Genomic DNA, 25,736 nt, shown 5'->3' with positions numbered 1-25,736 from the left:
CTCTGATTTCCTCATGTCTATCGTAGTCGCCCCCGTCGGCATCTCCACTGTCGCGCCCTCCGTCGTCGTGGGCGCCGGCGACACCGGAACCGGGAGGGCGTCCGCACCGAATTCGTCTCTGCTGTCGCCGGACTCGCTTCCGATCATCGAGGCTACGTTGCCGGTGGTGGGGGAGCACCTGGGGGAGATCAGTGAGGTCTTCTACCGTCATCTGTTCGACGGGGTGCCCGCGCTGGAGTCCGACCTGTTCAACAGGTCCAATCAGGCGAACGGCGAGCAGCAGAAGGCCCTGGCCGGTTCGATCGCGGCGTTCGCCACCCTGCTGGTCACCGAGGATGCACCGCCGGTCGACCGGGTGATGTCGCGGATCGCCGCGAAGCATGCGTCCCTGGGTATCTCGCGGGTGCACTACGACCTGGTGCACCGGGCGCTGTTCAGGGCCATCGGCGACGTGCTCGGTGACGCCGTGACCCCGGAGGTCGCGGCTGCCTGGGACGAGGTGTACTGGCTGATGGCCGACTCGCTGATCGCGCAGGAAGCGGCGATGTACGACCGGGCCGAGGTTGCGGCAGGACGCGTGTGGCATGTGCTCACGGTGGTCGGTCGCCATGAGGTCGCGCCGGGAGTGTGGACGTTCACGCTGGCAGGCGGTACGGGTGTTTCGATGGTGAACTATTCTGCTGGACAGTATATTTCGGTCGCAATGATCGTCGGCGACGGCGCTCGGCAGATCCGTCAGTACACGGTGATGTCGGGGGACGAGCCGGACACGTGGGAGATTACCGTCGACCCCATGCCGGGCGGTCTGGTGTCGAACAAGCTGATCGCCGAGGCCGGGATCGGATATCCGCTGGTGGTGTCCATCCCGTCCGGGACCGCGTACCCGGTCCGGAACGACAACCCGGTCGTGCTCGGCTCGTCCGGTGTCGGCTCGTCGCTGACCGTCGCGATCCTGCAGGAGATGATCGCCGTGCGGGACACCCGGCCGGTCTATGTGGTGCACGTCGACAAGGACGAGCAGTCGTTCGCTCATCGGAGTCGGATCCTCGGTCTCCTCGAGGCGTATCCCGGCTATTCGTGGCTCGAGACGTACTACGTCGACGACGCGGAGGAGGCGGTGCCACTTCTGCGTGACCGCGAATGGGACAGCGGCGCTGAGGTATACCTGTGCGGATCACCGCGATTCATGCGACAGGTTCGCAGGATCGCTGTCGTCAAAGGTATTTCGCCGGAGAAGGTCCACTACGAGGTGTTCGCGCCGGATTCGTGGTTCGGGTTCGACTGATTCGGTCGCGAGGTCGTCGGCTGTCCGCCGCGTGGGCAGAATGTCGAGGATGTCCGGTCCACGGATAGGGTGTAGCGCGACGCGGTCCTGGAAGCATCCTGTGCGGTCGCCGATCGCGTCGACACGCACACGATTCTCCGAGGGAGCCCATGCCCGCGCTCGCGATGCTGTTCCAGGACCGGCTCGACGCCGACGTCACTGCCGAAGCGCTCGCCGCGCAAATGCGGCTGGACTGGCCGGACGTCGACCTCTCCGGCCTTGCCGTCGATCGGGACGAGTCCGCAGACCGGGACGGGCCGGTGTGTCTCGACCTGGACGGCAGGATGATTGCGCTGCTCACGGTTCCTTCCCCGGTGGGCGACGACGTCGCCGACATCGCCGGGCACAGTCGGCTGTGGCCGAAGGAGGTGCCCGCTCCTACCGACTACACCGCGCACACGATCGTCACCGTGCTCCGTCCGGGAAGCGCCGACGAGGACGCGATCGCGGACGCGGTGTTGTTGTCCCGTGTCGTCGCGTCGCTCGTCGCGCTCAGCGGCACCATCCGCGCCGTGTACTTCGGCAGTGCGAATCACATCATCCTGCCCGCACTGTTCCGTGACCTCGTGAAGGACGTGCTGCCCGAGCCGCCGTTGCTCGCCTGGGTCGCGATCAACGTCGGCCGGCGCCCCGACGGCGTGATGACCGGTCACACACGAGGTCTCGACATGCTCGACCTCCCGGACATCGAGATCCCGGACACCCCCGAGTCCGCCGGCGACACGTTCGACCGTCTCACCGGCATCACCTCGTACCTTCTCGAGGAAGGCCCCGTCATCAACGACGGCGACACGATCGGGAGCACCGAGGTCGCCGAGATCGTCGTCGATCACGCCCCGAGCGACATCGATCCCGAACGCACCGTCCTACGGCTGAGGTTCGATGCCGGGCAGAGCAAGCGCAAGCGGGGTTGGTTCGGACGTCGACGCTGACATCATCATGGCTATGAATGATGTGCGGGTGTGTTTCGTCGGCGACTCCTTCGTTGCGGGGGTCGGTGATTCCGAGTACCTGGGGTGGGCGGGCCGACTCGCGGCGGGAACGGCGCGGGCGGGTCTGACGGCCTACAACCTCGGGGTGCGCCGGCAGACGTCGAGCGAGATCCGCGACCGCTGGCTGGGGGAGTGCACGCCCCGACTGCCGTCCGGTTGCGAAGGGCGCGTGGTGTTCTCGTTCGGCGTCAACGACACGACCGTCGAGAACGGATCGGTGCGGGTCGACCCTGCCCGGTCCGTGGAGAATCTGGCCGCGGTACTGAAGGAATGCGGCAGCGTCGGGTGGCGGGCGCTGGTCGTCGGACCGCCGCCGATCGCGGACGTCGGGCAGAACGAGCRGACGGCACGATTGGACCGATCCTTCGCCGACGTGTGCCTCGGTGCCGGGGTGCCGTACGTCGCGGTGTTCGCGGAGTTGTCGGGCAACGCGGTCTGGGCGGAGGAGGTACGCAACGGCGACGGCGCACACCCGGACAGCGGTGGGTACCGGGAGCTCGCAGAACTGACCCGGCCTGCCTGGGACACGTGGATCGCCGATTCCTGATCCGCGAACGGCGCCGGGACGCCGAGGAGGTTCCCGGTCGGGGCGAAGCTGCCTATGCTCCCGGTGTGTCATCGACATTCGATCCCCGGACCCGCGATGAGCGGGCGGCGGGACTGGTCACCGACTGGGACGAGATCAAGCAGTGGTCGGACGCGGTCTACATGCCGTACGAGGTGCGACCGGTCGGCCGCGCGCTCGCCCCTGCGTCCAGCATGTTCTCGGCGGAGATCGGTGAGATGACGTTGACCCGGTTCAGCTACGGAATCCCGGTGACGATCGGCGAGTTCGCCCCGGAGGCGGGCAACATCCTGGTGCTCACCACACTCGCCGGGTGGACGCGGCACGAGATCACTGCGAAGTCGAGTGTCGATCTGACGACCGGGGAGACCTTCGTCGCCGACTGCAGTCGGGTCGACTACCGGTTCGACGCGGACGCCGCGCACCTGCAACTGAACCTCACGATTCCGCACCGAATGCTCGCCGATCTGGCACTGAGCTGGTGGGGGTGGATGCCCGACGACCGATTGTGGCGGCACAAGTGCGTCATCGGTGGGCCGGGCGGCCCGTGGCTCGGGTTGATGGAGTACGTCACTCGCACCCTGTCGAGTGCACGGAACCTGGTCGATCACGAACGTGTCCGGCTGAACCTGCAGGAACTGATCGCCGCGCAGCTGCTCGCCGAGTGGGCCGCCGACGCCGGCATCGATCCGGTGTCGACCAGCGGTGTGCGTGCCCCGGGCTATGTCCGGCGCGCCGTGCGCTACATCGAGGACAATGCGCAGGACCTACCGACCGTGTCGGAGGTTGCGGGGTCGGTCGGTGTCAGCGTGCGTGCCCTGTCCGGCGCGTTCCGTGAGTACCTCGGGATCACGCCGCGAGACTGTCTGCGGGAGCAGCGGTTGCAGGGGGTGCGGCGAGAACTGTCGTCGTCGACATCCACGGTCGCTGCCGCCGCCGGTGCGTGGGGGTACGTGAACATGGGTGTGTTCGCAGCCGCCTACCGGCGGCGATTCGGCGAGAATCCGTCGGACACCCTGAGTCGCGCGCAGGGGTGACGCGGCTCACGAACGGCTGCCGATTCGGGACGGGTGTTGCCGATCGGGGACATGGGTGCCGCGCAGATCCTCGTAGGTTGCTCTCCTGCAACGACTTCTCGCCGACAGGAGAAAAACCATGGGCCAACGTGATTCGGAACTGAACGCCGTCCTGCGTGACGTGACGGCGGCCGGCGGTGCCGGGCAGGTGCCCGGTGTGGTCGCGATGCTGACGGACCGGAACGGCACCGTGTTCGAGGGTGCGGCCGGGCTCCGATCGGTCGGTGGCACACAGCAGCCGATGACCCTCGACACGGTCTTCGCGATGTTCTCGACGACGAAGGCGATCACCGGCACCGCCGTGCTGCAGTGCGTGGAGGAGGGGCTCGTCGACCTGGATGCGCCGGCAGCACGTTACCTCCCGGAGATCGGAAAGCTCCAGGTGATCGACGGGTTCGATGCGTCGGGGGCCCCGGTGCTGCGGGCGCCCCGGCGTGAGATCACCACGCGCATGCTGTTGCTGCACACCGCGGGACTCGGATACTCCTTCTTCGACGAGACCTACCACCGCCTGGCGGTCGAGCACGGTCAGCCCAGCATCATCACCGGGACCCGGGCGTCGTTGGAGACGCCGCTGCTGTTCGAGCCCGGTGAACGCTGGCAGTACGGTTCGAACATCGACTGGGCCGGCCTCGTGGTCGAGGCTGTCAGAGGTGAGCGGTTGGGTGACGTGATGGCCGAACGCATCTTCGCCCCCCTGGGGATGGCCGACACTGCGTTCACGATGACCCCGGAGATGGAACGGCGTAGGGCCACCGTCCATCAGCGGGGCGCGGACGGCACGCTCGAACCGCTCGACCTGGTTCTGCCGCAGGATCCCGAGGTGCACATGGGTGGGCACGGGCTCTACTCGACGGCCGGTGACTACACGAAGTTCCTGCGCATGTGGCTCGGTGACGGGGCGGGTGAGCACGGGCGTGTCCTCTCTCCGGACGCTGTGCGGCAGGCCGTGCTGAACGGGTTGGACGGTCAGCAGGTGACGATGCTGCCCGGCGTCGAGCCCGAACTCTCGCACGACGCGGAGTTCTTCCCCGGCCGGCGCAAGTCGTGGGCGTACACGTTCATGGTCAACGACGAGGACGCGCCGACGGGCCGGCCGGCCGGGTCTCTCGGCTGGGCCGGGCTCGCGAACCTCTACTACTGGATCGACCGACGCAGCGGTATCGCCGGATTCTGGGCGACGCAGATCCTGCCGTTCGTCGACCCGGCGTCGATAGGGGGCTATCTCGACTTCGAGACCATCACCTATCGCAGCCTCGACCGGAAATAGGCGGTTGCCCGGCTGGGTCCGCGTTGACCCCGCCGGGCGCACGTGTCAGACTCGAATCAATCGAACACGAGTTCGAAAGATGCGTCTTCCTCGTCGGCATCTTCCCTGATGTGCGGGCTGGTGCCTGCGGGAAGGCTGCAGAGGGATGGGATGGGGCAACGGTCCGCCGACGTGGGCGGAGATGGAGCGGGTGCTGTCGGGGCGGCCGCGTCGGGATTCGGAGTTCCCGGGCGACGGCGGCGACAGTCCCGCGTGGTCCCGTAAGCGCGGAGACTATCGAGGGGCGACGTCCCGGCCCGTCGGTGCCACCGTTCCCTACGCGGAACTGCACACGCACTCGGCCTTCAGCTTCCTCGACGGTGCCAGCCCGCCCGAGGAGTTGGTGGAGGAGGCGGTGAGGCTCGGTCTCGACGCGATCGCGCTGACGGACCACGACGGGCTGTACGGGGTGGTCCGATTCGCCGAGGCCGCGAAGGAACTGAACATGCGGACGGTGTTCGGGGCCGAGTTGTCGCTCGACGCGGCGCCGCGTACCGGCATCCCCGATCCGGACGGTACCCACCTGCTGGTGCTGGCGCGCGGGCAGGAGGGCTACCGGCGACTGTCCCGTCAGATCGCGGCCGCGCACCTGGCCGGCGGTGAGAAGGGCAAGCCGCGCTACGACTACGACGCGCTCACGGAGGCCGCCGGCGGGCACTGGCAGATCCTCACCGGCTGCCGCAAGGGTCACGTGCGGAGCGCGCTCGCGGCGGGTGGCCCCGAAGCGGCCGCCGCCGCCCTACATGATCTCGTCGACCGCTTCGGTGCGGATCGGGTGACGGTCGAACTGACGCATCGTGGGCTGCCGGAGGACGACGAGATCAACGCGCGGCTCGCAGAACTGGCCGGGCGGCAAGGCCTTTCCGTGATCGCCTCCACGGCTGCGCACTTCGCGGGACCGTCACGGCGACGGCTCGCGATGGCGATGGCCGCGGTGCGGGCCCGGCAGAGTCTCGACGAGGCGGCGGGCTGGCTCGCTCCCACCGGCGGCGCGCACCTGCGGTCGGGGGTGGAGATGGCGCGACTGTTCGCGCAGTACCCGCAAGCCGTGTCGGGTGCGGCCGAGTTGGGGCTCGAGTGCGCGTTCGACCTGCGGCTGATCGCGCCGCAACTGCCGCCGTTCGACGTCCCGGACGGGCACACCGAGGCGAGTTGGCTGCGTGAGCTCGCCATGCGGGGTGCGCGTCGGCGTTACGGGCCGCCGTCATCGAATTCGGCCGCCTACGAGCAGATCGAACACGAACTCGGAATCATCGAGAGGCTCAACTTTCCCGGGTACTTCCTCGTGGTCCACGACATCGTCTCGTTCTGCAAGGACAACGACATCCTCTGTCAGGGAAGAGGATCGGCGGCCAACTCGGCCGTCTGCTACGCGATCGGCATCACCAACGTGGACCCGGTGCGCAACCAGTTGCTGTTCGAACGGTTCCTCTCGCCCGAACGCGACGGCCCGCCCGACATCGACGTCGACATCGAATCCGACCGCCGGGAGGAGGCCATCCAGCACGTCTACACCAAGTACGGCCGCGAGTACGCCGCGCAGGTCGCCAACGTCATCACCTACCGGGGCAGGTCGTCGGTGCGGGACATGGCCCGCGCGCTCGGCTTCTCGCAGGGGCAGCAGGACGCGTGGAGCAAACAGGTCAGCAGGTGGAGCGGTGTCGGCGCGGAGACCGGCACCGACATCCCCTCGGCGGTCCTGGAGTTGGCCGCCCAGATCGAGGGCTTCCCACGACACCTCGGGATCCACTCCGGCGGCATGGTGATCTGCGACCGGCCCATCGCCGACGTGTGCCCGGTGGAATGGGCGCACATGGAGAACCGCAGCGTCCTGCAGTGGGACAAGGACGACTGCGCCGCAGTGGGACTGGTGAAGTTCGACCTGCTGGGCCTCGGCATGCTCTCGGCGCTGCACTACATGATCGACCTGGTCGCCGAGCACAAGGGGATCGCCGTGGACCTGGCGCAACTCGACCTGTCCGAGCAGGCGGTGTACGAGATGCTGCAGCGGGCCGACTCGGTGGGCGTGTTCCAGGTGGAGTCCCGCGCCCAGATGGCGACGCTGCCGCGGCTGAAGCCCCGCAACTTCTACGACCTCGTCGTGGAGGTCGCGCTGATCCGCCCCGGGCCGATCCAGGGCGGCTCGGTGCACCCCTACATCCGACGCCGCAACGGCCGCGAACCCGTCACGTACGACCATCCGTGTCTCGAGAAGGCACTGGAACGGACGCTGGGGGTTCCGCTGTTCCAGGAGCAGCTCATGCAGATGGCCGTCGACGTCGCCGGATTCACCGCCGCCGAGGCCGACCAATTGCGGCGGGCGATGGGGTCCAAGCGCTCACCGGAGAAGATGGAACGCCTGCGCGGGCGGCTCTACGACGGCATGCGGGAGCTGCACGGCATCACCGGCGAGGTGGCCGACCGGATCTACGAGAAGCTGTACGCGTTCGCGAACTTCGGTTTCCCCGAGAGTCATTCGCAGAGCTTCGCGTCGCTGGTCTTCTACTCGTCGTGGTTCAAGCTGCACCATCCGGCGGCGTTCTGTGCCGGGCTGCTGCGGGCGCAGCCGATGGGCTTCTACTCGCCGCAGTCGCTGGTGGCCGACGCCCGGCGGCACGGGGTGACGGTGCACGGGGCGGACGTCAACGCGAGCMTCCCGCACGCGACGGTGGAGGCGGCCGGCACCGAGGTGCGGCTGGGGTTGGGGGAGGTCCGCAACATCGGGACCGCGTTGGCCGAGCGGATCGTCGCGGCCCGCGACGAGGACGGGCCGTTCACCTCGTTCCTGAACCTGACCGGGCGGGTGGAACTGAGCACGGCGCAGGCCGAGTCGCTGGCCACGTCCGGGGCACTGGGCTGCTTCGGGATCTCGCGGCGGGAGGCGCTGTGGGCGGCGGGTGCCGCGGCGGGGGAGCGCCCGGACCGGTTGCCGGGAATGGGGGCGTCGACACGGGCGCCGACGCTGCCCGGCATGAGCGACATCGAACTCGCCGCCGCCGACGTGTGGGCCACCGGGATCTCGCCGGACACCTATCCGACCGAGTTCCTGCGCCCACAGCTCGAGGCCCTCGGAGTGATTCCCGCGTCGCGACTGCTGGACGTCCCCGACGGGGACCGGGTGCTGGTCGGGGGAGCGGTGACGCACCGCCAGCGACCCGCGACGGCCGCCGGGGTGACCTTCGTCAATCTCGAGGACGAGACCGGAATGGTCAACGTCGTGTGCTCGGTTGGCCTGTGGGCGAAGTACCGCAGGCTCGCGAACAGTGCCCCGGCGCTGCTGGTGCGCGGGCGGGTGCAGAACGCGGAGGGTGCGGTGACGATCGTCGCGGACCATCTCCAGTTGATGGACCTGCGGATGCCGACGAAGTCCCGGGACTTCCGCTGAGAGCAGCTTCACACCCCACCATATACCCCCTGGGGTATGCTCGACTCCAACATCGAGGAGGTAGATCGTGAAGGTTGTCATCGTCGGAGGTGTCGCCGGCGRCATGTCCGCGGCCACCCGCATGCGTCGTCTGGACGAGTCGGCGGAGATCATCGTGTTCGAGCGCGGCGCACACGTGTCGTTCGCGAACTGCGGTCTGCCCTACTATGCGGGCGGCGTCATCGAGGACCGCGACGAACTGCTGCTGCAGACCCCCGAGAGTCTCGGCGCCCGCTTCCGCCTGGACGTCCGGGTCCGCAGCGAGGTCGTCTCCATCGACGCCGACGCGCGCACCGTCACGGTCCGCGACCTGGAGTCCGGGAACACCTACGTCGAGAGCTACGACGAACTGGTCCTGAGCACCGGCGCGAGCCCCATCGTGCCGCCGCTGCCCGGCGTCGAGCGCGCCCTGATCCTGCGCGACGTCGAGGACGTCGACCGCCTGGTCGGGCAGATGGAGACGGCGCGCAGCGCGGTCATCGTCGGGGCCGGGTTCATCGGCGTCGAACTCGCCGAGAACCTCCGTCACCGCGACCTGGACGTCACCGTCGTCGAGCTCGCCGATCAGGTGCTCGCGCCCCTCGACCCCGAGATGGCCGCACCGGTCGCCGACCGCATGCGCCAGAACGGGGTGAACCTCGAGCTGGGCACCCAGCTCACCCGCATCGACGCGACCACCGCCGACCTGGCCGACGGGCGCACCGTCCCGRCCGACGTCGTGGTCATGGCGATCGGTGTCCGGCCCGAGACTGCGCTCGCGAAGATGGCCGGACTGAAGCTGGGGGAGCGTGGCGGCGTCGCGGTCGACGATCAGATGCGCACCTCGGTCCCGCACATCTTCGCGGTCGGCGACACCGTCGAGAAACACGACGCGATCGGCGACAGCGCAGCGCTGATCCCGCTGGCCAACCCGGCGAACCGTCAGGGCCGCCTGGTGGCCGACGTCATCGCGGGCCGACCCGTGCACGCGCGCTCGTCGTCGGGCACCGCAGTGGTCGGGGTCTTCGGGCTCGTCGTCACCGCGACCGGCTGGAACGAGAAGCGGCTGCGGGCCGCGGGCCGCCCGTACCGGGCCATCCACACCCATCCGCAGTCGCACGCCGGCTACTACCCGGGCGCGCAGCAGATGTCGATCAAGCTGCTGGTCGATCCCGAGACCGACGCGATCCTCGGCGCCCAGGCCGTGGGCGGTGACGGCGTCGACAAGCGGATCGACATCATCGCCACCGCGATGGCCGGTGGGCTGACGGCGTCGGATCTGGCCGACCTCGAACTGGCGTACGCGCCGCAGTTCGGTTCGGCGAAGGACCCGGTGAACATGCTCGGCTACATCGCCGACAACCTGCGCACCGACTCCACCCGCACCGTCCAGTGGCACGAACTCGATACCCTGGTCGCCGACGGTGCGTCGCTGGTCGACGTCCGCACCGCCGACGAGTTCGCGGCCGGCGCCATCCCCGGTGCCGTCAACGTTCCGCTCGACGAGCTCCGGGACCGTGTCGGTGAACTGCCGGCCGGTGACCTGGTCGTGCACTGCCAGGTGGGCCAGCGTGGTCACACCGCGGTGCGCCTGCTCGGACAGCTGGGTCGGCCCGCGGCCAACCTCGACGGCGGCTACAAGACGTGGGACGCGGGACGGCGTGTGAACGCGCCGGCCACCGTCTCGTGACGAACCGCGACAATCGAACRACTGCTGAAGAACATCCGGAAGGAACCCCATGCGTGAAATTGACGTGACCGAACTCGAATCGGTGTTGGCCTCGGGCGCCCCGCTCGTCGACGTCCGGGAGGCGGACGAGTTCGCCGGCGGGCACGTCCCGGGTGCCGTCTCGATCCCGCTGAGCGAGTTCGTCGCGCGCGTCGACGAGGTTCCCGCGGACGCCACCGTGTACATGATCTGCGCGGTCGGCGGCCGCAGCGGCCAGGCTGCCGAATACCTCGTGGCCCGCGGCGTCGACGCCGTCAACGTCGCCGGCGGCACCATGGCCTGGATGCAGTCCGGCCGCGCCGTCGACGCCGGCAGCTAGTCTCCTCCGGACCCGGTCGAGGTCGTCACGTACTCGGCCGGGTTTCTTCGGTCGTTCATATACCCCCACCCGTATTTTCGAACCATGAAGGGCAAGCTCATGACCACCACCGGACAGCAACGAGAAACTGCGAAGTCCCCGCCGCCCTCCAGCGAGTCAGTCGGCGGACCGCTCGCACGACTCGGCGCCGCGATGGCCGGCAACTTCAAATGGGTGATCACCGCCTGGCTGGTGCTCGTCGTCGCCCTCGGCGCCGCGGCACCGTCGGTGTTCAACTCGCTGGCCGGCGCCGGTTGGCAGGCCAACGGCTCCGAGTCGGTGCAGGTCCGCGAACTCGCGCAGGAACACTTCGGCGGCAACGCGTCGTCCGCGGTCCAGGTCGTCGTCCACTCCGACGACAAGCCGCTCGACGATCCCGCGATGCAGCAGGTGCTGGGCGAGGCCACGTCGATCCTGAAGGCCGACGCCCGCATCGGCGAGGTGATCCCGCCGCAGCCCGGCATGACCATCAGCCCCGACGCCCACACCGGAATCCTGGTGGCCGGCGCGAACGCGAACACCGACGAGATGGTGCGCGCGGTCGACGACCTGGGTGGTGACCTGACGGCCCTGTCCGGCGACGGCATCGATGTCTACCCGACCGGCGCGTCGGCGCTGTGGAGCGACTTCAACAAGGCCAACCACGAGGCGATGATCAAGGCCGAGATGATGTCGTGGCCGGTCACGCTCGGCATCATGGTGCTCGCGTTCGGCTCCCTCGTCGCGGCCGGTCTGCCGCTGCTGCTGACCCTCGCGGGACTCGTCGCGTCGGCCGGTGCGCTGGTGCTGCTCAACGAGATCACGCCGATCTCGGTGTGGGCCATGAACTTCGCGATGATGTTCGCCCTCGCCCTCGGCATCGACTACGCACTGTTCCTGGTGGTCCGCTTCCGGGAGGCGCTGCGCGCCAAGGCCGACGCGCGGCTCGCCGTCGCGGAGACGATGGACACTGCCGGCAAGGCCGTGCTGCTGTCCGGGCTGACCGTGCTGGTGAGTCTGTCGGCGGTGCTGCTGGTGCCCGCACCGGCGGTGCGGACGATGGCGGTCGGCATCATGCTCGCGGTCGTGTTCGTCCTCGCCGCGACGCTGACGCTGCTGCCCGCGGTCCTGGCCAAGCTGGGCCGCAAGGTCAACGCCGGTTCGCTGCCGTACGCCAAGAAGCAGCAGACCCAGAATGACGGCTCGCCGCTGTTCGCGAAGTGGGGACGACTGCTGGACCGGCGCCCGTGGCCGTTCGCGGTCGGTGCCGTCGCGATCCTGATCGGACTCGCGATTCCGCTGGGTGGGCTCGAGGTCGCGATGCCGTCGATCCAGGTGGTGCCCGAGGACGCCCCCGTCCGTCAGGGCTACGAACTGGTGCAGGAACAGATGGGCATCGGCGCACCGGGTGCGCTGCAGATCGTCGTGCCCGCGTCCGACGCCCCGGCAGCCGCCGAAGCGGCCGCGGCCGTCGACGGTGTCGCCGCGGTGACACCCGCGATGCCCGCGATGGACGGCTCCGACCTGATGATGATGCAGGCGCTGCCGACAGTGGATCCGTCCGATCCCGCGCTCGGCGGAACGCTCGACCAGCTCCGTGCCGAGCTGCCCGACAGCGCTCTCGTCGGCGGTGCGCCGGCGGAGAACCTGGACCTGCAGCAGGCGCTCAACGACTACCTGCCGCTGGTGATCGGCGTGATCCTGGCGCTCGGCTTCCTGCTGCTGCTGGTCGCGCTGCAGGCCCCGCTGGTGTCGCTGATCGGCACCGTGGTGAGCCTGCTCTCGACTGCCGCCGCGTTCGGTGTCTCGAAGCTGATCTTCCAGGACGGCCACCTGTCCGGGCTGCTCGGTTTCGAACCGCAGGGCTTCCTCGACGGCTGGGGTCCGGTGTTCTTCTTCGCGATGATCTTCGCGATCGCGATGGACTACACGGTGTTCCTGCTGTCGACGGTCAAGGAACAGTACGAGAAGACCGGTGACGCCCGTCGCGCCCAGATCGGGGGCATGGCGCACTCGGGCCGGGTCATCTTCGCGGCGGCCGCCGTCATGGTGGGCGTGTTCTTCAGCTTCGCGCTGGCCGAGCCGCTGCCGCCGAAGGAGATGGGCATCCTGCTCGGTGTCGCGGTGCTGCTCGACGCGGTGCTGATCCGCCTGGTGCTGCTGCCGGTGCTGCTGCGCCTGACCGGCAACGCCGCCTGGTGGTCCCCGCGCTGGCTGCGCCGGGCGCTGCCGAACATCACGTTCTCGCACGGGTGACTCCGGCGCCGGATCCGGCTGATGATCGTTGTCACAGCCGGATCCGGTCGGATACCCCTGTGGGTAATCTGGAAGTAGAACTAGGAGGTCCCATGACCGGAGACGAAGAGAGCATCGCCCTGGTGCTCAACCGACTGCGCCGCGCGCAGGGGCAGCTGGCGGGCGTCATCTCGATGATCGAGAACGGCCGCGAGTGCAAGGACGTCGTGACCCAGCTGGCCGCGGTGTCGCGGGCCCTGGACCGGGCCGGATTCAAGATCGTCGCCACCGGTCTGCGTGAGTGCCTGGCCGGCGACGGGAAGGCGTCCGAGCCGCTGACCGAGGCCGAACTGGAGAAGCTGTTCCTGGCACTGGCGTGATCGCCGGGAAACCGAACCGACAACCGTGAGGAGTCCGTCATGGATCTGGGAATCTCGACCCGCTTGAACACCGAGTTCGACGACGCGATCGCCAAGACGCGGGCCGCGTTGCAGGAGCAGGGTTTCGGTGTCCTCACCGAGATCGACATGCAGGCCACGCTGAAGACGAAGATCGGCGCCGAGATGGAGCAGTACGTCATCCTCGGAGCCTGCAATCCGCAGCTCGCGCACCGCGCGGTCGGGGTGGATCGTCAGATCGGCCTGCTGCTGCCGTGCAACGTCGTCGTCCGCGCCGACGGTGACGGCGTGATCGTCGAGGCCATGAACCCCGCGCTGATGGTCGAGGTGACCAAGGAGCCCGGACTCGAGTCCGTCGCCGACGAGGCCACGATCCGACTCCAGGCTGCCATCGACGCCCTCGCCTGACCGACGGTTCGGCCCGGCTCAGGCCGGGGCCGGAAGCGCCCTGGTCCGAACCTTGTGTGCGGTGTGCACTGCCACCACGCACCAGGCGACGACCAGGGCGCACAGCAGTCCGGCCGACAACACTCGCGGGATCTCGAAGTCACCCGCGACACCGAATGCTCCCATCCCGACCGCGCAGGCACCGACCGGGAAGGTGAAGCTCCACCAGCTCATCGTGAAGGTCAGACCGTTGCGGAACGCGCGGGCCGTGACCACGCCGACCGCGGTCAGCGCGACGATCATGATGGTGCCCATCAGCAGTCCGTACCCGAGCCCGAAGATGTGCAGGGCGTCGGCGACGTCGTGACCGACGGCCCCCTCCGCCGCCGTGCCCAGCAGGTTCGCCGCCGCGATCGACTGTCCGACGATGCCGAGCGGAATCCACATGGTCGGCAGGGCCTGCAGCGGCGGGAGTCCCCGCTCGCCGAACTCGCGTCCGACCATCGTGGCGATGACCAGCGCGAAGACCAGGGCGACCGTGAACAGCGCATAGCAGCCGGTCAGCATCGCCACACGCGGCCAGCCCTCCGGCAGGTGGTTCACCAGGGCGGCGCCGGTCGCGGCCGACACCATCGGCGGCACCACCGGCATGAGCCAAGYGGGCACCGGAGTGCCGCGATCGGCGACCGACCGCAACCGCATCCCCATCACCGCGCTCGTCACGAGTCCTCCCGCGGTGCCGATTGCCCAGAGCGTGCCCGCGATGGCGAAGGCCGCATCGGCGTTGATCACGGTGGACCCGACGGCCGCGGTCCCGGCTCCCACGGTGAGCACGGCCATCGGCAGCGCGCCGTAGAAGGGGAACATGGTGGCGCTGCGGGCGTAACCGCGGGCGTGCTCGGTGTGGCGGACCCAGTGGATGACGAACGCGGTCACCAGCACGACCAGCAGGGCCGTCGCCAGCAGCCAGAACGCGAGCGCGATTCCGCGCCGTCCGGGGAGGTCGACCGGGAGCGACGACGTGGCGACGGCGATGATTCCCGTGCCCATCACCATGGCGAACCAATTGGGGGTCAGGTGTGCCAGACGTGAAGCTGTGAGCATGACACCAACTCTCCCGTCTGGTCGTTGTCCCCGGTAGAAGCCTTGGGGTAGATGGGGTACAAACGCGCTTTGTGGGGCTAGCCTTGGTGGTATGCCGCTTTCGAACCGCGTACCCGAACTCGCCGCGCTGGACGTGCTGGTCGCGGTGGGTCGGCTCGGGAGCATGGGGGCCGCGGGGCGCGAGCACGGACTCAGCCAGCAGGCCGTCAGCGCGCGCGTGCGCTCCGCGGAACGCCAGCTCGGGATCCGCGTGTTCGACCGCGGCTCCGGCGGCGTCCAGCCCACCGCCGAGGGCGCACTGATCCTGGAATGGGCGTCCGCGATCCTCGACTCCGCGGAGGAGCTCGCGTCCGGAGTCGCCGCGCTGCGCGGCGAGATGGAGGCCAACCTCACCGTCGCGGCCAGCATGACCATCGCCGAGTACCTCGTGCCCGCCTGGACGGTCACGATGCGGCGCAAGCACCCGAACGTCGTCACCTCGATTCGGCTGCTCAACTCCACCGACGTCGCCGCGCAGGTACGGGCGGGGGAGGCCGACCTCGGTTTCGTCGAGGGGCCCGTGGTCCCGGACGGCCTCCGGTCGGTCGAGGTGGCCCGGGACGAACTGGTCGTGATCGTCCCGCCCGGCCATACCTGGATCTCACGCGCACCGATCGCCGCGAGTGAACTCGCGGCCACGGCACTGATCCAGCGGGAATCGGGGTCCGRCACCCGAACGACACTCGAGCACGCGGTGCCCGGATGCGTCGAGCCGCTGCTGGAACTGACGTCGTGCACGGCGGTCAAGGCGGCCGTCGTGGCCGGCAACGCTCCAGCCGTCGTGTCGTCGCTCGCGGTCGAAGCGGACCTCAACGACGGTCGGCTCTCGTCCGTCGAGGTGGAGGGTCTGCGGATGCCGCGACGGCTGCTCGCGGTGTGGGACGAGTCCCGCGGACTGCGCGGAGCCGCCCGCGACTTCCTCGAGATCGCCCGCACGGGAAGCTGACCACAGGCCCGGAATCCGGGCGGGAGTCAGATCCCCATCGCACGCGCCAACAGCGGCCACGACTGGTGCAGATCGTCCTGCCAGTACAACCACGAATGCGAGCCCGAGGGTGCGAAATCGAAGGTGGCCGGAATGTCGAGCTGCTGCAAGCGATTCGCGAGGTTGTGCGTGCACATGTTGGTGGCGGCCTCGATGACGCCGCCGACGGCGACCTGCCGCGCGAAGGCAACCAGGTCGCCTTCCACTCCGGGGGCGCCGAGGTGGTCGTACTGTCCCGGCAGCCCCGAGCCGGACGAGACGAACAGGGCGGTGCCCCGGAGTTTCTCGGCGTTCACCACGGGATCGTTGGCGATCCAGCCCGGCCCGCCGACGGGCCCCCACATGTTCGTCGGGTCGGCACCCTTCGCCGATCGGACGACCAGGTCGACGAACGCGCTACCGGCGGGGCTGCTCGTTTCGGCGCAACCGCTGTACGACCCGACACCCTTGTACAGGCCGGGAGCGGCGATGGCCAGGTTCAGGACCGACGTCGCGGTCATCGAGATGGCGGCGATCGAATTGTTTCCGTTGCCACCGAACTCGGCGTCGATGATCGGGGGCAGCTCGCGGGTCAGGAACGTCTGCCACTTGTTGCGGCCCAGGATCGGATCGTCGCGCTCCCAGTCGGTGTAGTAGCTCGCGGCGCCGTCCATCGGGGTGACCACGTTGACGTGCTTGTGGGCGAAGAACTCGGTGACGTCGGTGTTCTCCTGCCACGTCGCGTCCGTATTCCCGCCGCCGGCGCCGTTGAGCAGGTAGAGCGTCGGGCGAGGAGTCGAGGTCTCCGCGGGCAGCAGCACACGAACGGGGATCACCCGGTCCATCGACGGGGAGTAGACCTGTGCGGTGACCGCACGTGAGCCGTCGTCGTCCACTCGGGTCACGCGCGGTGCGGGTTCGGCGCTCGCCGCGGGTGCCTGGGCAAGGAGCCCGGTCACGACGAGTGCCGTCACGGACAGTACCGCGGCGCAGGCGTTCCGCAGACGGTGCACTGCTTCAGTACGCATGGTGACCCCTCAGCCACTCCGAGGGGTGGCACCCGACATACCTGCGACGCGCGCTAACACGCATTCCCCCTGCTAATTCAGGTTTTCGAGGGCACTGTAGCGCGTGTGACCCGGTCGTCGTACACCGGATCGGTCAAGTGTCCAACTCGGGACTCAGACGCCTCCGGCGAATCCGTGCTGACGCCACGCCTCGTACGTCACGACGGCGGCGGCGTTGGACAGATTCAGCGACCGCCTGCCCGGAACCATCGGGATCCGCACGTGTGCGGTCACGTGCGGATCGGCGAGAACCTCCTCCGACAGGCCCGTCGGCTCGGGACCGAACAGCAGGACGTCGCCCGGCTGGTACGCGATGTCGGCGTACGACGTCGACGCGTGCGCGGTGAACGCGAACACCCGGTCCGGATTCAGCGCCGCCCACGCCGCATCGAGATCCTCGTGCACGGTGACCGAGGCCAGGTCGTGGTAGTCGAGGCCGGCGCGGCGAAGCTTCGGCTCCGACAGGTCGAACCCGAGCGGTCCCACGAGGTGCAGTTCGCAGCCGGTACCGGCGACCATCCGGATCGCGTTGCCGGTATTGGGGGGAATGCGGGGCTCGTGGAACATCACTCGGAACACGGCGTTCAGCTTGCCAGGCGCCGGAGGTGCTCCGATACTCGGGCGCGGCGGCCTCGAGTACCGTTTCGGGGATGCGGCCGTGGCGCTCGATCGGGCCGCCGCCGCAAAGGACGCCGACACTGCCTGGGACTTCTATTCGCAGCGATGCCAGGCGGAGATCGGGGACGTCGAGTCTTACCGTCGTCTGCTCGACGCCTTCTATGCAGGCCGGGACCCGCGGCCGACCAGCTGGACCGTTCGCGTGATCGGATCGTCGGGCCAGGTGGTCACGGTGGACGCGGACCCGAACGCACCCGCGCACGCGATGGAGCCGCGCACCTGGACGCTGATCGACGATCGCTGGCAGTTCGACAACTTCTAGAGGACCGGTCGTAATTGTCGGTACCCGAGGGCAGCATGGACGTATGACGGGAGAACTCGTGGAGATCGTCGCGGAGGACTTCTCCGACGCCCGCATGTCGCGGGAGAACTGGAACCGGCAGCACTACACCGCGTGCTCGTTCCGGGACGCCGACCTGTCCGAGCTGCACACCGAGTTCGCCGTCTTCACCGAATGCGACTTCACCGGTGCCGATCTCACCGACTCTCATCATCACGGCAGTGCGTTCCGGTCGTGCATGTTCGCGCGGACCACCATGTGGCACAGCAGCTTCCGTAATTGCAGCCTGCTCGGATCGGTGTTCGTCGACTGTCAGCTGCGGCCGCTGCTGATCGACGAGGTGGACTTCACGCTGGTCTCGATGGGCGGCGCCGACCTGCGCGGGCTCGACTTCACCGACTCCCGGTTCCGCGAGGCCAACCTGGTGCAGGCGGACCTGCGCGGCGCGATCCTGCGGTCAGTGGACCTGCTCGGAGCCCGCGTCGAGGGTGCGCGACTCGAGGGCGCCGACCTGCGGGGAGCCCACGTCGACGCCGGGCTGTGGACCACCGCGAAGCTCGACAAGACCCAGGTGGAACTCACCCAGGCGGTGGCCTACGCGACCGCGATGGGACTCGTCGTCGAGCCGTGGTGACCGCGAAGATTCGGAGCCGGTGACGCGGAGTCACTCCAGCCTGGAACAATGGTCGCCGTGACTGCAACGATCCTGGATGGCAAAGCAACCCGCGACGAGATTTTCGAGGACCTCGAGGCCAGGGTGGCGGCCCTGAAGGAGAGGGGCATCACGCCCGGACTCGGTACCGTCCTCGTCGGTGACGACCCCGGCTCGGCGGCCTACGTTCGTGGCAAGCACAACGACTGCGCCAAGGTCGGAATCACCTCCATCCGCCGCGACCTGCCCGCCGATATCACCCAGGCCGACCTCGAGGCCACCATCGACGAACTCAACGCCAACCCCGAGTGCACCGGCTACATCGTGCAGCTCCCGCTGCCCAAGCACCTCGACGAGAACGCGGCCCTCGAGCGCATCGACCCCGAGAAGGACGCCGACGGTCTGCACCCGGTGAACCTGGGTCGTCTGGTCCTCGGCAAGGAGGCCCCGCTGCCGTGCACCCCGCGCGGCATCGTCCACCTGCTGCGCCGCTACGAGGTCCCGATCGCCGGCGCGCACGTCGCCGTCGTCGGTCGTGGCGTCACGGTCGGCCGTCCCATCGGCCTGCTGCTCACCCGCCGATCGGAGAACGCGACGGTCACCCTGTGCCACACCGGAACCCGCGATCTCGCGGCGCAGGTGCGCCAGGCGGACATCGTCATCGCCGCCGCGGGCGTGCCGGGACTGATCACCGCCGACATGGTCAAGCCGGGTGCCGCGGTGCTCGACGTGGGTGTCAGCCGCACCGCCGACGGACTCAAGGGTGACGTCGCCCCCGACGTCCGCGAGGTCGCCGGATTCATCTCCCCGAACCCCGGTGGCGTCGGACCCCTGACCCGTGCATTCCTGCTCACCAACGTCGTGGAGCGCGCCGAGCAGCTCGCCGGTCTGCGCGACTAGGCTCGCCCAGTGTCCCAGCCTGTGACGCGGTTCGTGCGACAGAACCTCCCGATGCTGGCCGTCCTCCTCGTGGTGGCGGCCGCATTCGTGCTGGTCCTCGCCGACCGCTGGCGGCGTGGCGCCTTCGTGCTCGGAGGCGCCATGCTGCTCGCGGCGTTCCTGCGCGGCATCCTCTCGCCCGACCGGGTCGGGCTGCTGGCCGTGCGGGGCAAGGGGTTCGACGTCGCGGCCATGGCGGTCGTCGGCGTCACGATCCTCGCGCTGGCGGTCTCGATCGATCCGCTCGGCACCGACTGACGCGCCGAGCGGACCGCCGGGACCTGCTCTACCGGATCAGCGCGCCGCGCGCGCCAACTCCATCGTTTCCTTCAGCAGTTCGGCCACCGCGTCGGCCTCGGTGAGGAAGCCGTCGTGGCCGTCCTTCGACTCGAGGACCCGCAGCCGGTCGCAGCCGGGCAGGCCGTCCGCGAGCTCCTTCTGCAGCCGCAGCGGGTACAGCCGATCCGAGTCGACGCCACCGACGATCACCGGAACGTCGGTCGACGCGAGCGCCGCCTCGATACCGCCGCGTCCGCGTCCGACGTCGTGCCGGTTCATGGCCTCGGTCAGCAGCACGTACGTGCTCGGGTCGAACCGGGAGACCAGCTTGTCGGCCTGGTGTTCGAGGTAGCTCTGGACTGCGTAACGTCCGCCGTCCCAAGGGTTCTCGTCGCCCTGGCCGTCGTTCGCGAAGCGCGAGTCCAGCTCGTTCTCCGTGCGGTACGTCAGGTGTGCAATCCGGCGGGCGAGGCGCAGTCCGGTCGCCGGGACGCGGCCGGTGCCGTGATAGTTGCCGCCCTGCCAGTCGGGGTCGGCCTCGATGGCCGCGATCTGGGTGGTCTGGGTGCCGATCTGGTCGGCGGTCGCACGCGCGCCCACCGCGAGGATCAGCGCCGAATCGACCCGATCGGGGCGCCCGACGACCCATTCGAGTGCGCGCATGCCACCCATCGACCCGCCGACGACGGAGGACAGGCGCTCGATGCCGAGCAGGTCCGCGAGCGCGATCTCGGCGGTCACCTGATCGCGGATGGAGATCGCGGGGAACCGTGAACCCCACGGCGACCCGTCGGCCGCGAGTGAACCCGGGCCGGTGGTGCCGCGGCAGCCGCCCAGCACGTTGGTGGCGAGCACGCACCACTCGTTGGTGTCGATCGGCGCGCCGGGCCCGACCATGCCGTCCCACCAGCCGGGGGAGGGGTGTTCGGCGTCCGCCGGCCCGGTCACGTGCGAATCGCCGGTCAGGGCGTGCTCGACCAGGATCACGTTGTCGCGGTTGGGCGCCAGTTCACCCCACCGCTGGACGGCCAGCGTGACGTCGGGCAGCACCGCACCGCTCTCGAGTTCGATCGAGCCGATGTGGACAGTGCCCAACTGCCCGTCCGGCGGAGGGAATCCGGCCGGACGGGCGTTGCGAACGGGGCTGACGGTCAAGATGCCGCCGCCGCAAACCCGGCATCTAGGTCGGCGAGGATGTCGTCGAGGCCTTCGATCCCGACGGCGAGGCGGACGAGACCCGGGGTGACGCCGGAGGCGAGCTGCTCTGCGGGAGTCAGCTGCGAGTGCGTCGTCGAGGCGGGGTGGATCACCAGCGACCGCACGTCACCGATGTTGGCGACATGGCTGTGCAGGGTGAGGGCGTTGACGAACTTCTTGCCCGCGTCCACGCCACCGGCGAGCTCGAACGCCACGATGGCGCCGGTGCCGCGGGGGGCCAGCGTCTTGCCGCGCTCGTGCCACGGCGACGACGGCAGACCGGCGTACGACACCGAGGTCACCTCGGGGCGGGCCTCGAGGTACTCGGCGACGGCCTTCGCGTTCGCGACGTGGCGCTCCATGCGCAGGCTCAGCGTCTCGATGCCCTGCGAGATGAGGAACGCGTTGAACGGCGAGATGGCCGCACCCAGGTCGCGCAGCAGCTGCACGCGGGCCTTGAGCGCGAATGCCGGTGCGCCGAGATCCGCGTAGACGACGCCGTGGTAGCTCGGGTCGGCGGTGGTGAAGTTGGTGTGGCGGCCCTGTGTCCAGTCGAAGTTGCCGCCGTCGACGATCACGCCGGCGACCGCGGTGCCGTGGCCGCCGAGGTACTTGGTGGCCGAGTGGACGACGATGTCCGCGCCGAACTCGAGCGGACGGATCAGGTACGGGGTCGCGACCGTGTTGTCGACGATCAGCGGGATGCCGTTCTCGTGCGCGACCTTCGAGATGCCGGGGATGTCCAGCACGTCGTTGCGCGGGTTCGAGATGGACTCACCGTAGAACGCCTTGGTGTTCGGGCGGATGGCGGCGCGCCACTGCTCGATGTCGTCGGGATCCTCGACGAACGAGACCTCGATGCCCAGCTTGCGCAGCGAGTAGTGGAACAGGTTGTACGTGCCGCCGTACAGGCGCGGGCTCGACACGATGTGGTCGCCGGCCTCGGCGAGGTTGAGGATCGCGAACGTCTCGGCGGCCTGACCGGACGCGAGCAGCAGCGCTGCCACGCCACCCTCGAGCGCGGCGATCCGCTGCTCGACGGCGTCCTGCGTCGGGTTCATGATGCGGGTGTAGATGTTGCCCGGCTCTGCCAGCCCGAACAGTGCGGCGGCGTGGTCGGTGCTGTTGAACGTGTACGAGGTGGTCTGGTAGATCGGCAACGCGCGCGCGTTGGTGGTGCCGTCCGGCAACTGGCCAGCGTGGATCTGCTTGGTCTCGAAGCTCCAGTCGGCCGTCGGATCGGTCGCGGCGTCCGTGATGTCGGTCATGAGTCGTCTACTCCAGGTTGGGGAGGTGATGAGTCGGCGCTGCGGCGTCCGCGCGCCGGAATGACTGGGCTATCTGCGACAACAACACATGAGAAACCTCCGGTGGGGCATGGCCCGGTCAGTGGGTCCGTCCCAGCGGACCCGCGCTTGTCACCCGACTCTCGCCGGGAAACCTGGTCATCACCCGGGGCACCCCACCGCGGTTGGAGGGTTGCCGACCAGCGAGCCGGGGCTTGACGCTGGCACTCATGACCTGCCGCCGATAGTAGCGGTATCGACCGCGCGGTTGGAAGGAGGGCGGGCAAGCGCGTCGAGAAGGGAAAGTGACGAGCCCCACTTGACTTAGCTGTATATACAGGACTAAACATGTGCCGCAGGTTGTGACGCAGGGCACAAAACTCGCACAAAACTGTGGGTTTCCGATCCGCGCTGCGTCCGCCGATAACGCCACCGTCCAGGGAGTTCGATTGTGACAGACACTGCCCCGGCGCTGACCCGAGGTCTCACAGCGCGCCATATCCGCTTCATCGCCCTCGGTTCCGCCATAGGCACCGGCCTCTTCTACGGCTCCGCGGAGGCGATAAGCCAGGCGGGGCCGTCCGTCTTGCTGGCCTACTTGATCGGCGGCGCGGTGATCTACATCGTGCTCCGTGCGCTCGGCGAGATGGCGGTGAGCAACCCGGTCTCGGGTTCGTTCGGCGAGTACGCGAGCAAGTATCTGGGTCCGCTCGCGGGATTCGCGACCGGCTGGACCTACACGTTCGAGATGATCGTGGTCTGTCTGGCCGACGTGACGGCCTTCGGCGTCTACATGGGTTTCTGGTTTCCGGATGTCCCGCGGTGGATCTGGGTGTTGTCGGTCATCTTCTTCATCGGCGCGATCAACCTGCTCAGCGTCAAGGTCTTCGGTGAGGTGGAGTTCTGGTTCACGATCGTCAAGATCGTGGCGATCGTGGCGATGATCGCCGGAGGTATCGCGGTTCTGATCTTCGGGTTCGGTCTTCACGACACCAGCGAGGGAGTGTCGAACCTGTGGAACGAGGGCGGGTTCTTCGCCACTGGGCTCGGCGGGTTCCTCGGCTGCTTCGCGATCGTGATGTTCGCATTCGGTGGCACCGAGATCATCGGCATCACAGCGGGCGAGGCCGAGGACCCGAAGAAGACCATTCCGCGAGCGATCAACACCGTGCCCATCCGGATCATCGTCTTCTACGTGCTCACACTCGCCGTGATCATGGCGATCACCCCGTGGCAGAACATCGGGTCCGAGGGCAGCCCCTTCGTGCAGATCTTCCAGGGACTCGGCATCGGTCCGGCCGCGACGGTGCTGAACGTCGTGGTGATCACCGCTGCGCTGTCCGCGATCAACAGCGACATTTTCGGCGCCGGCCGCATGATGTACGGAATGGCGCAGCGTGGGTACGCGCCGAAGGTGATGAGCCGGGTCTCCCGCAACGGGGTCCCGTGGATGACGGTGGTGATCATGGTCGCCGCACTGTTGGTCGGCGTCTTGCTGAACTACACGATGCCGGACCGGGTCTTCCTCGTCATCGCGTCGATCGCGACCTTCGCGACGGTCTTCGTCTGGCTGATGATCCTGTTCGCCCAGTACCGCTCGCGGAAGCAGATGAGCGCGGACGAGGTTGCGGCACTGAAGTTCCCGGTGCCGTTCTGGCCGTACGGGCAGCTGATCGCGATCGGCTTCCTGGTCTTCGTCATCGCCGTGCTGGCCTTCGACGCCGACTCTCGAGTGGCACTCGTGGTCGGCGCGGTGTGGCTGGTGCTGCTCGCCCTGGCCTACCGCCGCTGGGCGCGCCCGGAGCCCGTAGTCGAGGACGAGATCCTCGTCGATCCCGTCTGACACCGACCACAACTTCGAGCACGACCCTTACTTTTCGAAACGGAGAACAAAGATGAGCACGAACACCCTCCCGCGTACCGCAGACCAGGCAGCGAAGGAGATCGCACCTGTCGTTGTCGGTGTCGGCGCGGTGACGCCCGAGGAAGTCGTGCGCGTCGCACGATTCGGTGCGACGGTGCAACTGTCCGAGGAGGCCCTGTCGGCCATCGGCGAGAGCCGCGCCCGTATCCGGGCACTCGCCGAGGATCCGAAGCCGGTCTACGGAGTGTCCACCGGTTTCGGTGCCCTGGCCACCCGGCACATTCCGCTGGAGTTGCGGGCACAGTTGCAGCGCAGCCTGATCCGCTCGCACGCCGCCGGGTCCGGTCCCGAGGTGGAGCGTGAGGTGGTCCGGGCGCTGATGCTGCTGCGACTGTCGACGCTCGCGACCGGCCGCACCGGGGTTCGCCCGGAGGTGGCGCAGGTCTACGCGGCGCTGCTGTCGTCCGGCATCACCCCGGTGGTCCACGAGTACGGCAGCCTCGGCTGTTCCGGCGACCTCGCGCCGCTGGCGCACGTCGCGCTCGTCGTCATCGGGGAAGGCACCGTGCGGAACGCCGACGGCGAGCTGATGCCCACCGCCGAGGCGCTGGCCGCGGCCGGGATCGAGCCCGTCCAGCTCGAGGAGAAGGAGGGCCTCGCCCTCATCAACGGCACCGACGGCATGCTGGGCCAGCTGGTCCTCGCCTGCCACGATCTGCACAAGCTGCTCTCGCTCGCCGACATCACCGCGGCGATGAGCGTCGAGGGCCTGCTCGGAACGGACAAGGTCTTCGCCGCGGACCTCCAGGCGCTGCGCCCGCAGCCCGGGCAGGCGGTCGCGGCCGCAAACATGACCCGGATCCTCGCCGGCTCGGAGATCGTCGCCAGCCACGCCAACCCGGACTGCACCGTCGTCCAGGATGCCTACTCCCTGCGATGCGCGCCCCAGGTCGCGGGCGGTGCGCGCGACACCCTCGCCCACGCGGAGCGGATCGCGTCCTACGAGCTGGCGAGTGCGGTCGACAATCCGGTCGTCACCCTCGACGGCCGAGTCGAGTCGAACGGCAACTTCCACGGTGCGCCCGTGGCCTACGTACTGGACTTCCTGGCGATCGTCGTCGCCGACGTGGCGAGCATGAGTGAGCGCCGGACGGACCGGTTCCTGGACAAGGCGCGCAACCACGGGCTGCCGCCGTTCCTGGCCGACGATCCGGGCGTCGACAGTGGACACATGATCGCTCAGTACACCCAGGCTGCGATCGTCTCCGAGCTCAAGCGCCTCGCCGCGCCGTCGAGCGTGGACTCGATTCCGTCCTCGGCGATGCAGGAGGATCACGTGTCGATGGGTTGGTCGGGGGCGCGCAAGCTGCGCCGCGCGATCGACGGACTCACCCGGGTGCTGGCCATCGAGGCTCTCACCTCGGCGCGTGGTCTCGACCTGCGGGCGCCCCTGCAGCCGTCGCCGGCGACCGGTGCCGTGCGCGACACCCTCCGCGAGCACGTCGAGGGTCCCGGCACGGACCGCTACCTGGCCCCCGAAATCGAGGCTGCGGTGCAGTTGGTTGCGTCGGGTGCGCTGCTCGGTAGCGCCGAGGCCGTCGTCGGCGAACTCGGCTGATCGGCCGACGGAGG

At 68.7% G+C, this 25,736-nt stretch carries 23 protein-coding genes and 1 riboswitch; of the genes, 18 read left to right on the top strand and 5 right to left on the bottom strand.

The window, feature by feature from the left end:
- Nucleotides 1–13 precede the first annotated feature (13 nt).
- The 11 genes from AB4Z09_RS06955 to AB4Z09_RS06905 all read left to right on the top strand — a co-directional run bounded on the left by AB4Z09_RS06955 (nt 14) and on the right by AB4Z09_RS06905 (nt 13,776).
- Complete coding sequence (locus tag AB4Z09_RS06955) at nt 14–1,285, top strand: globin domain-containing protein (protein ID WP_442239407.1); 1,272 nt, start codon at nt 14–16, stop codon at nt 1,283–1,285.
- A gap of 149 nt (nt 1,286–1,434) precedes the next feature.
- The gene (locus AB4Z09_RS06950; RefSeq protein ID WP_442239406.1) at nt 1,435–2,256 is read left to right on the top strand and encodes a DUF4261 domain-containing protein; all 822 of its coding nucleotides are present in this window, start codon (nt 1,435–1,437) and stop codon (nt 2,254–2,256) included.
- A gap of 7 nt (nt 2,257–2,263) precedes the next feature.
- A complete protein-coding gene (locus AB4Z09_RS06945; RefSeq protein WP_442239405.1) occupies nt 2,264–2,863 on the top strand; it encodes a GDSL-type esterase/lipase family protein in 600 nt (199 codons plus the stop codon).
- Nucleotides 2,864–2,928: 65 nt separating this feature from the next.
- Nucleotides 2,929–3,918 (top strand): AraC family transcriptional regulator, encoded by a 990-nt coding sequence (locus tag AB4Z09_RS06940; RefSeq protein WP_114724232.1) that lies wholly within the window; start codon nt 2,929–2,931, stop codon nt 3,916–3,918.
- Nucleotides 3,919–4,036: 118 nt separating this feature from the next.
- Nucleotides 4,037–5,227 carry a serine hydrolase domain-containing protein gene (locus AB4Z09_RS06935; protein WP_442239404.1) on the top strand — a complete coding sequence of 397 codons (1,191 nt, stop codon included), beginning with the start codon at nt 4,037–4,039 and terminating at the stop codon, nt 5,225–5,227.
- A 145-nt stretch (nt 5,228–5,372) separates the two neighbouring features.
- Nucleotides 5,373–8,651 carry an error-prone DNA polymerase gene (locus tag AB4Z09_RS06930; protein ID WP_442239403.1) on the top strand — a complete coding sequence of 1,093 codons (3,279 nt, stop codon included), beginning with the start codon at nt 5,373–5,375 and terminating at the stop codon, nt 8,649–8,651.
- 64 nt (nt 8,652–8,715) lie between these two features.
- Nucleotides 8,716–10,359 (top strand): FAD-dependent oxidoreductase, encoded by a 1,644-nt coding sequence (locus tag AB4Z09_RS06925; protein ID WP_442239415.1) that lies wholly within the window; start codon nt 8,716–8,718, stop codon nt 10,357–10,359.
- A 49-nt stretch (nt 10,360–10,408) separates the two neighbouring features.
- Entirely contained in the window at nt 10,409–10,717 is a 309-nt protein-coding gene (locus AB4Z09_RS06920; RefSeq protein ID WP_114724236.1) for a rhodanese-like domain-containing protein, read from the top strand.
- A 99-nt stretch (nt 10,718–10,816) separates the two neighbouring features.
- Nucleotides 10,817–12,991 carry an MMPL family transporter gene (locus AB4Z09_RS06915; RefSeq protein ID WP_174914898.1) on the top strand — a complete coding sequence of 725 codons (2,175 nt, stop codon included), beginning with the start codon at nt 10,817–10,819 and terminating at the stop codon, nt 12,989–12,991.
- Between the two features lie 92 nt (nt 12,992–13,083).
- A complete protein-coding gene (locus AB4Z09_RS06910; RefSeq protein WP_114724237.1) occupies nt 13,084–13,350 on the top strand; it encodes a metal-sensitive transcriptional regulator in 267 nt (88 codons plus the stop codon).
- Nucleotides 13,351–13,389: 39 nt separating this feature from the next.
- Complete coding sequence (locus tag AB4Z09_RS06905; protein WP_174912146.1) at nt 13,390–13,776, top strand: DUF302 domain-containing protein; 387 nt, start codon at nt 13,390–13,392, stop codon at nt 13,774–13,776.
- Between the two features lie 18 nt (nt 13,777–13,794).
- Here AB4Z09_RS06905 and AB4Z09_RS06900 read toward each other — a convergent pair whose 3' ends face one another.
- On the bottom strand, nt 13,795–14,859 hold the full coding sequence (locus tag AB4Z09_RS06900) for a TDT family transporter (RefSeq protein WP_442239402.1): 1,065 nt from the start codon (nt 14,857–14,859) through the stop codon (nt 13,795–13,797).
- A 91-nt stretch (nt 14,860–14,950) separates the two neighbouring features.
- Here AB4Z09_RS06900 and AB4Z09_RS06895 point away from each other — a divergent pair, with 91 nt between their 5' ends.
- On the top strand, nt 14,951–15,844 hold the full coding sequence (locus AB4Z09_RS06895; RefSeq protein WP_442239401.1) for a LysR family transcriptional regulator: 894 nt from the start codon (nt 14,951–14,953) through the stop codon (nt 15,842–15,844).
- Between the two features lie 26 nt (nt 15,845–15,870).
- On the opposite strand, the gene AB4Z09_RS06890 is transcribed toward AB4Z09_RS06895, so the two are convergent.
- Nucleotides 15,871–16,890: an alpha/beta hydrolase gene (locus tag AB4Z09_RS06890; protein WP_442239400.1), complete on the bottom strand. Its 1,020-nt coding sequence runs from the start codon at nt 16,888–16,890 to the stop codon at nt 15,871–15,873.
- A gap of 153 nt (nt 16,891–17,043) precedes the next feature.
- Nucleotides 17,044–17,508: a tRNA (cytidine(34)-2'-O)-methyltransferase gene (locus AB4Z09_RS06885; protein WP_174912138.1), complete on the bottom strand. Its 465-nt coding sequence runs from the start codon at nt 17,506–17,508 to the stop codon at nt 17,044–17,046.
- Between the two features lie 79 nt (nt 17,509–17,587).
- On the opposite strand from AB4Z09_RS06885, the gene AB4Z09_RS06880 reads away from it, so the two are divergent.
- From AB4Z09_RS06880 to AB4Z09_RS06865, 4 genes are read left to right on the top strand one after another with little or no spacing between them, the layout of a single operon-like run.
- A complete protein-coding gene (locus AB4Z09_RS06880) occupies nt 17,588–17,869 on the top strand; it encodes a hypothetical protein (protein ID WP_442239399.1) in 282 nt (93 codons plus the stop codon).
- A gap of 43 nt (nt 17,870–17,912) precedes the next feature.
- Complete coding sequence (locus AB4Z09_RS06875) at nt 17,913–18,521, top strand: pentapeptide repeat-containing protein (protein ID WP_442239398.1); 609 nt, start codon at nt 17,913–17,915, stop codon at nt 18,519–18,521.
- 57 nt (nt 18,522–18,578) lie between these two features.
- Nucleotides 18,579–19,439: a bifunctional methylenetetrahydrofolate dehydrogenase/methenyltetrahydrofolate cyclohydrolase gene (locus AB4Z09_RS06870; protein WP_174912133.1), complete on the top strand. Its 861-nt coding sequence runs from the start codon at nt 18,579–18,581 to the stop codon at nt 19,437–19,439.
- 51 nt (nt 19,440–19,490) lie between these two features.
- Entirely contained in the window at nt 19,491–19,736 is a 246-nt protein-coding gene (locus AB4Z09_RS06865) for a DUF3017 domain-containing protein (RefSeq protein ID WP_174914896.1), read from the top strand.
- Between the two features lie 36 nt (nt 19,737–19,772).
- Here the strand turns inward: AB4Z09_RS06865 and metX are convergent, their stop codons facing one another.
- A complete protein-coding gene (gene metX, locus AB4Z09_RS06860; RefSeq protein ID WP_254622609.1) occupies nt 19,773–20,912 on the bottom strand; it encodes a homoserine O-acetyltransferase MetX in 1,140 nt (379 codons plus the stop codon).
- Complete coding sequence (locus tag AB4Z09_RS06855) at nt 20,909–22,222, bottom strand: bifunctional o-acetylhomoserine/o-acetylserine sulfhydrylase (RefSeq protein ID WP_114724247.1); 1,314 nt, start codon at nt 22,220–22,222, stop codon at nt 20,909–20,911. The genes metX and AB4Z09_RS06855 overlap by 4 nt, the downstream gene beginning before the upstream one ends.
- 138 nt (nt 22,223–22,360) lie before the next feature.
- A riboswitch (SAM riboswitch) is annotated at nt 22,361–22,476 on the bottom strand.
- A gap of 215 nt (nt 22,477–22,691) precedes the next feature.
- On the opposite strand from AB4Z09_RS06855, the gene AB4Z09_RS06850 reads away from it, so the two are divergent.
- Complete coding sequence (locus AB4Z09_RS06850; RefSeq protein WP_114724248.1) at nt 22,692–24,083, top strand: amino acid permease; 1,392 nt, start codon at nt 22,692–22,694, stop codon at nt 24,081–24,083.
- A 52-nt stretch (nt 24,084–24,135) separates the two neighbouring features.
- Complete coding sequence (hutH, locus tag AB4Z09_RS06845; RefSeq protein WP_174912130.1) at nt 24,136–25,722, top strand: histidine ammonia-lyase; 1,587 nt, start codon at nt 24,136–24,138, stop codon at nt 25,720–25,722.
- Nucleotides 25,723–25,736: the final 14 nt, after the last annotated feature.

Origin of the sequence: Rhodococcus sp. TAF43 (assembly GCF_052113525.1) — a bacterium.
Classification (GTDB): Bacteria; Actinomycetota; Actinomycetes; order Mycobacteriales; family Mycobacteriaceae; genus Prescottella.
The sequence above is the reverse complement of the archived record's forward strand: the minus strand, read 5'-3'. Positions and strand labels throughout refer to the sequence as shown.

Coding starts and splice junctions, on each gene's coding strand:
- AB4Z09_RS06955 (WP_442239407.1), top strand. CDS start 14: ATGTCTATCGTAGTCGCCCCCGTCGGCATCTCCACTGTCGCGCCCTCC.
- AB4Z09_RS06950 (WP_442239406.1), top strand. CDS start 1,435: ATGCCCGCGCTCGCGATGCTGTTCCAGGACCGGCTCGACGCCGACGTC.
- AB4Z09_RS06935 (WP_442239404.1), top strand. CDS start 4,037: ATGGGCCAACGTGATTCGGAACTGAACGCCGTCCTGCGTGACGTGACG.
- AB4Z09_RS06920 (WP_114724236.1), top strand. CDS start 10,409: ATGCGTGAAATTGACGTGACCGAACTCGAATCGGTGTTGGCCTCGGGC.
- AB4Z09_RS06915 (WP_174914898.1), top strand. CDS start 10,817: ATGACCACCACCGGACAGCAACGAGAAACTGCGAAGTCCCCGCCGCCC.
- AB4Z09_RS06910 (WP_114724237.1), top strand. CDS start 13,084: ATGACCGGAGACGAAGAGAGCATCGCCCTGGTGCTCAACCGACTGCGC.
- AB4Z09_RS06905 (WP_174912146.1), top strand. CDS start 13,390: ATGGATCTGGGAATCTCGACCCGCTTGAACACCGAGTTCGACGACGCG.
- AB4Z09_RS06890 (WP_442239400.1), bottom strand. CDS start 16,890: ATGCGTACTGAAGCAGTGCACCGTCTGCGGAACGCCTGCGCCGCGGTA.
- AB4Z09_RS06875 (WP_442239398.1), top strand. CDS start 17,913: ATGACGGGAGAACTCGTGGAGATCGTCGCGGAGGACTTCTCCGACGCC.
- AB4Z09_RS06865 (WP_174914896.1), top strand. CDS start 19,491: ATGCTGGCCGTCCTCCTCGTGGTGGCGGCCGCATTCGTGCTGGTCCTC.
- AB4Z09_RS06855 (WP_114724247.1), bottom strand. CDS start 22,222: ATGACCGACATCACGGACGCCGCGACCGATCCGACGGCCGACTGGAGC.
- hutH (WP_174912130.1), top strand. CDS start 24,136: ATGAGCACGAACACCCTCCCGCGTACCGCAGACCAGGCAGCGAAGGAG.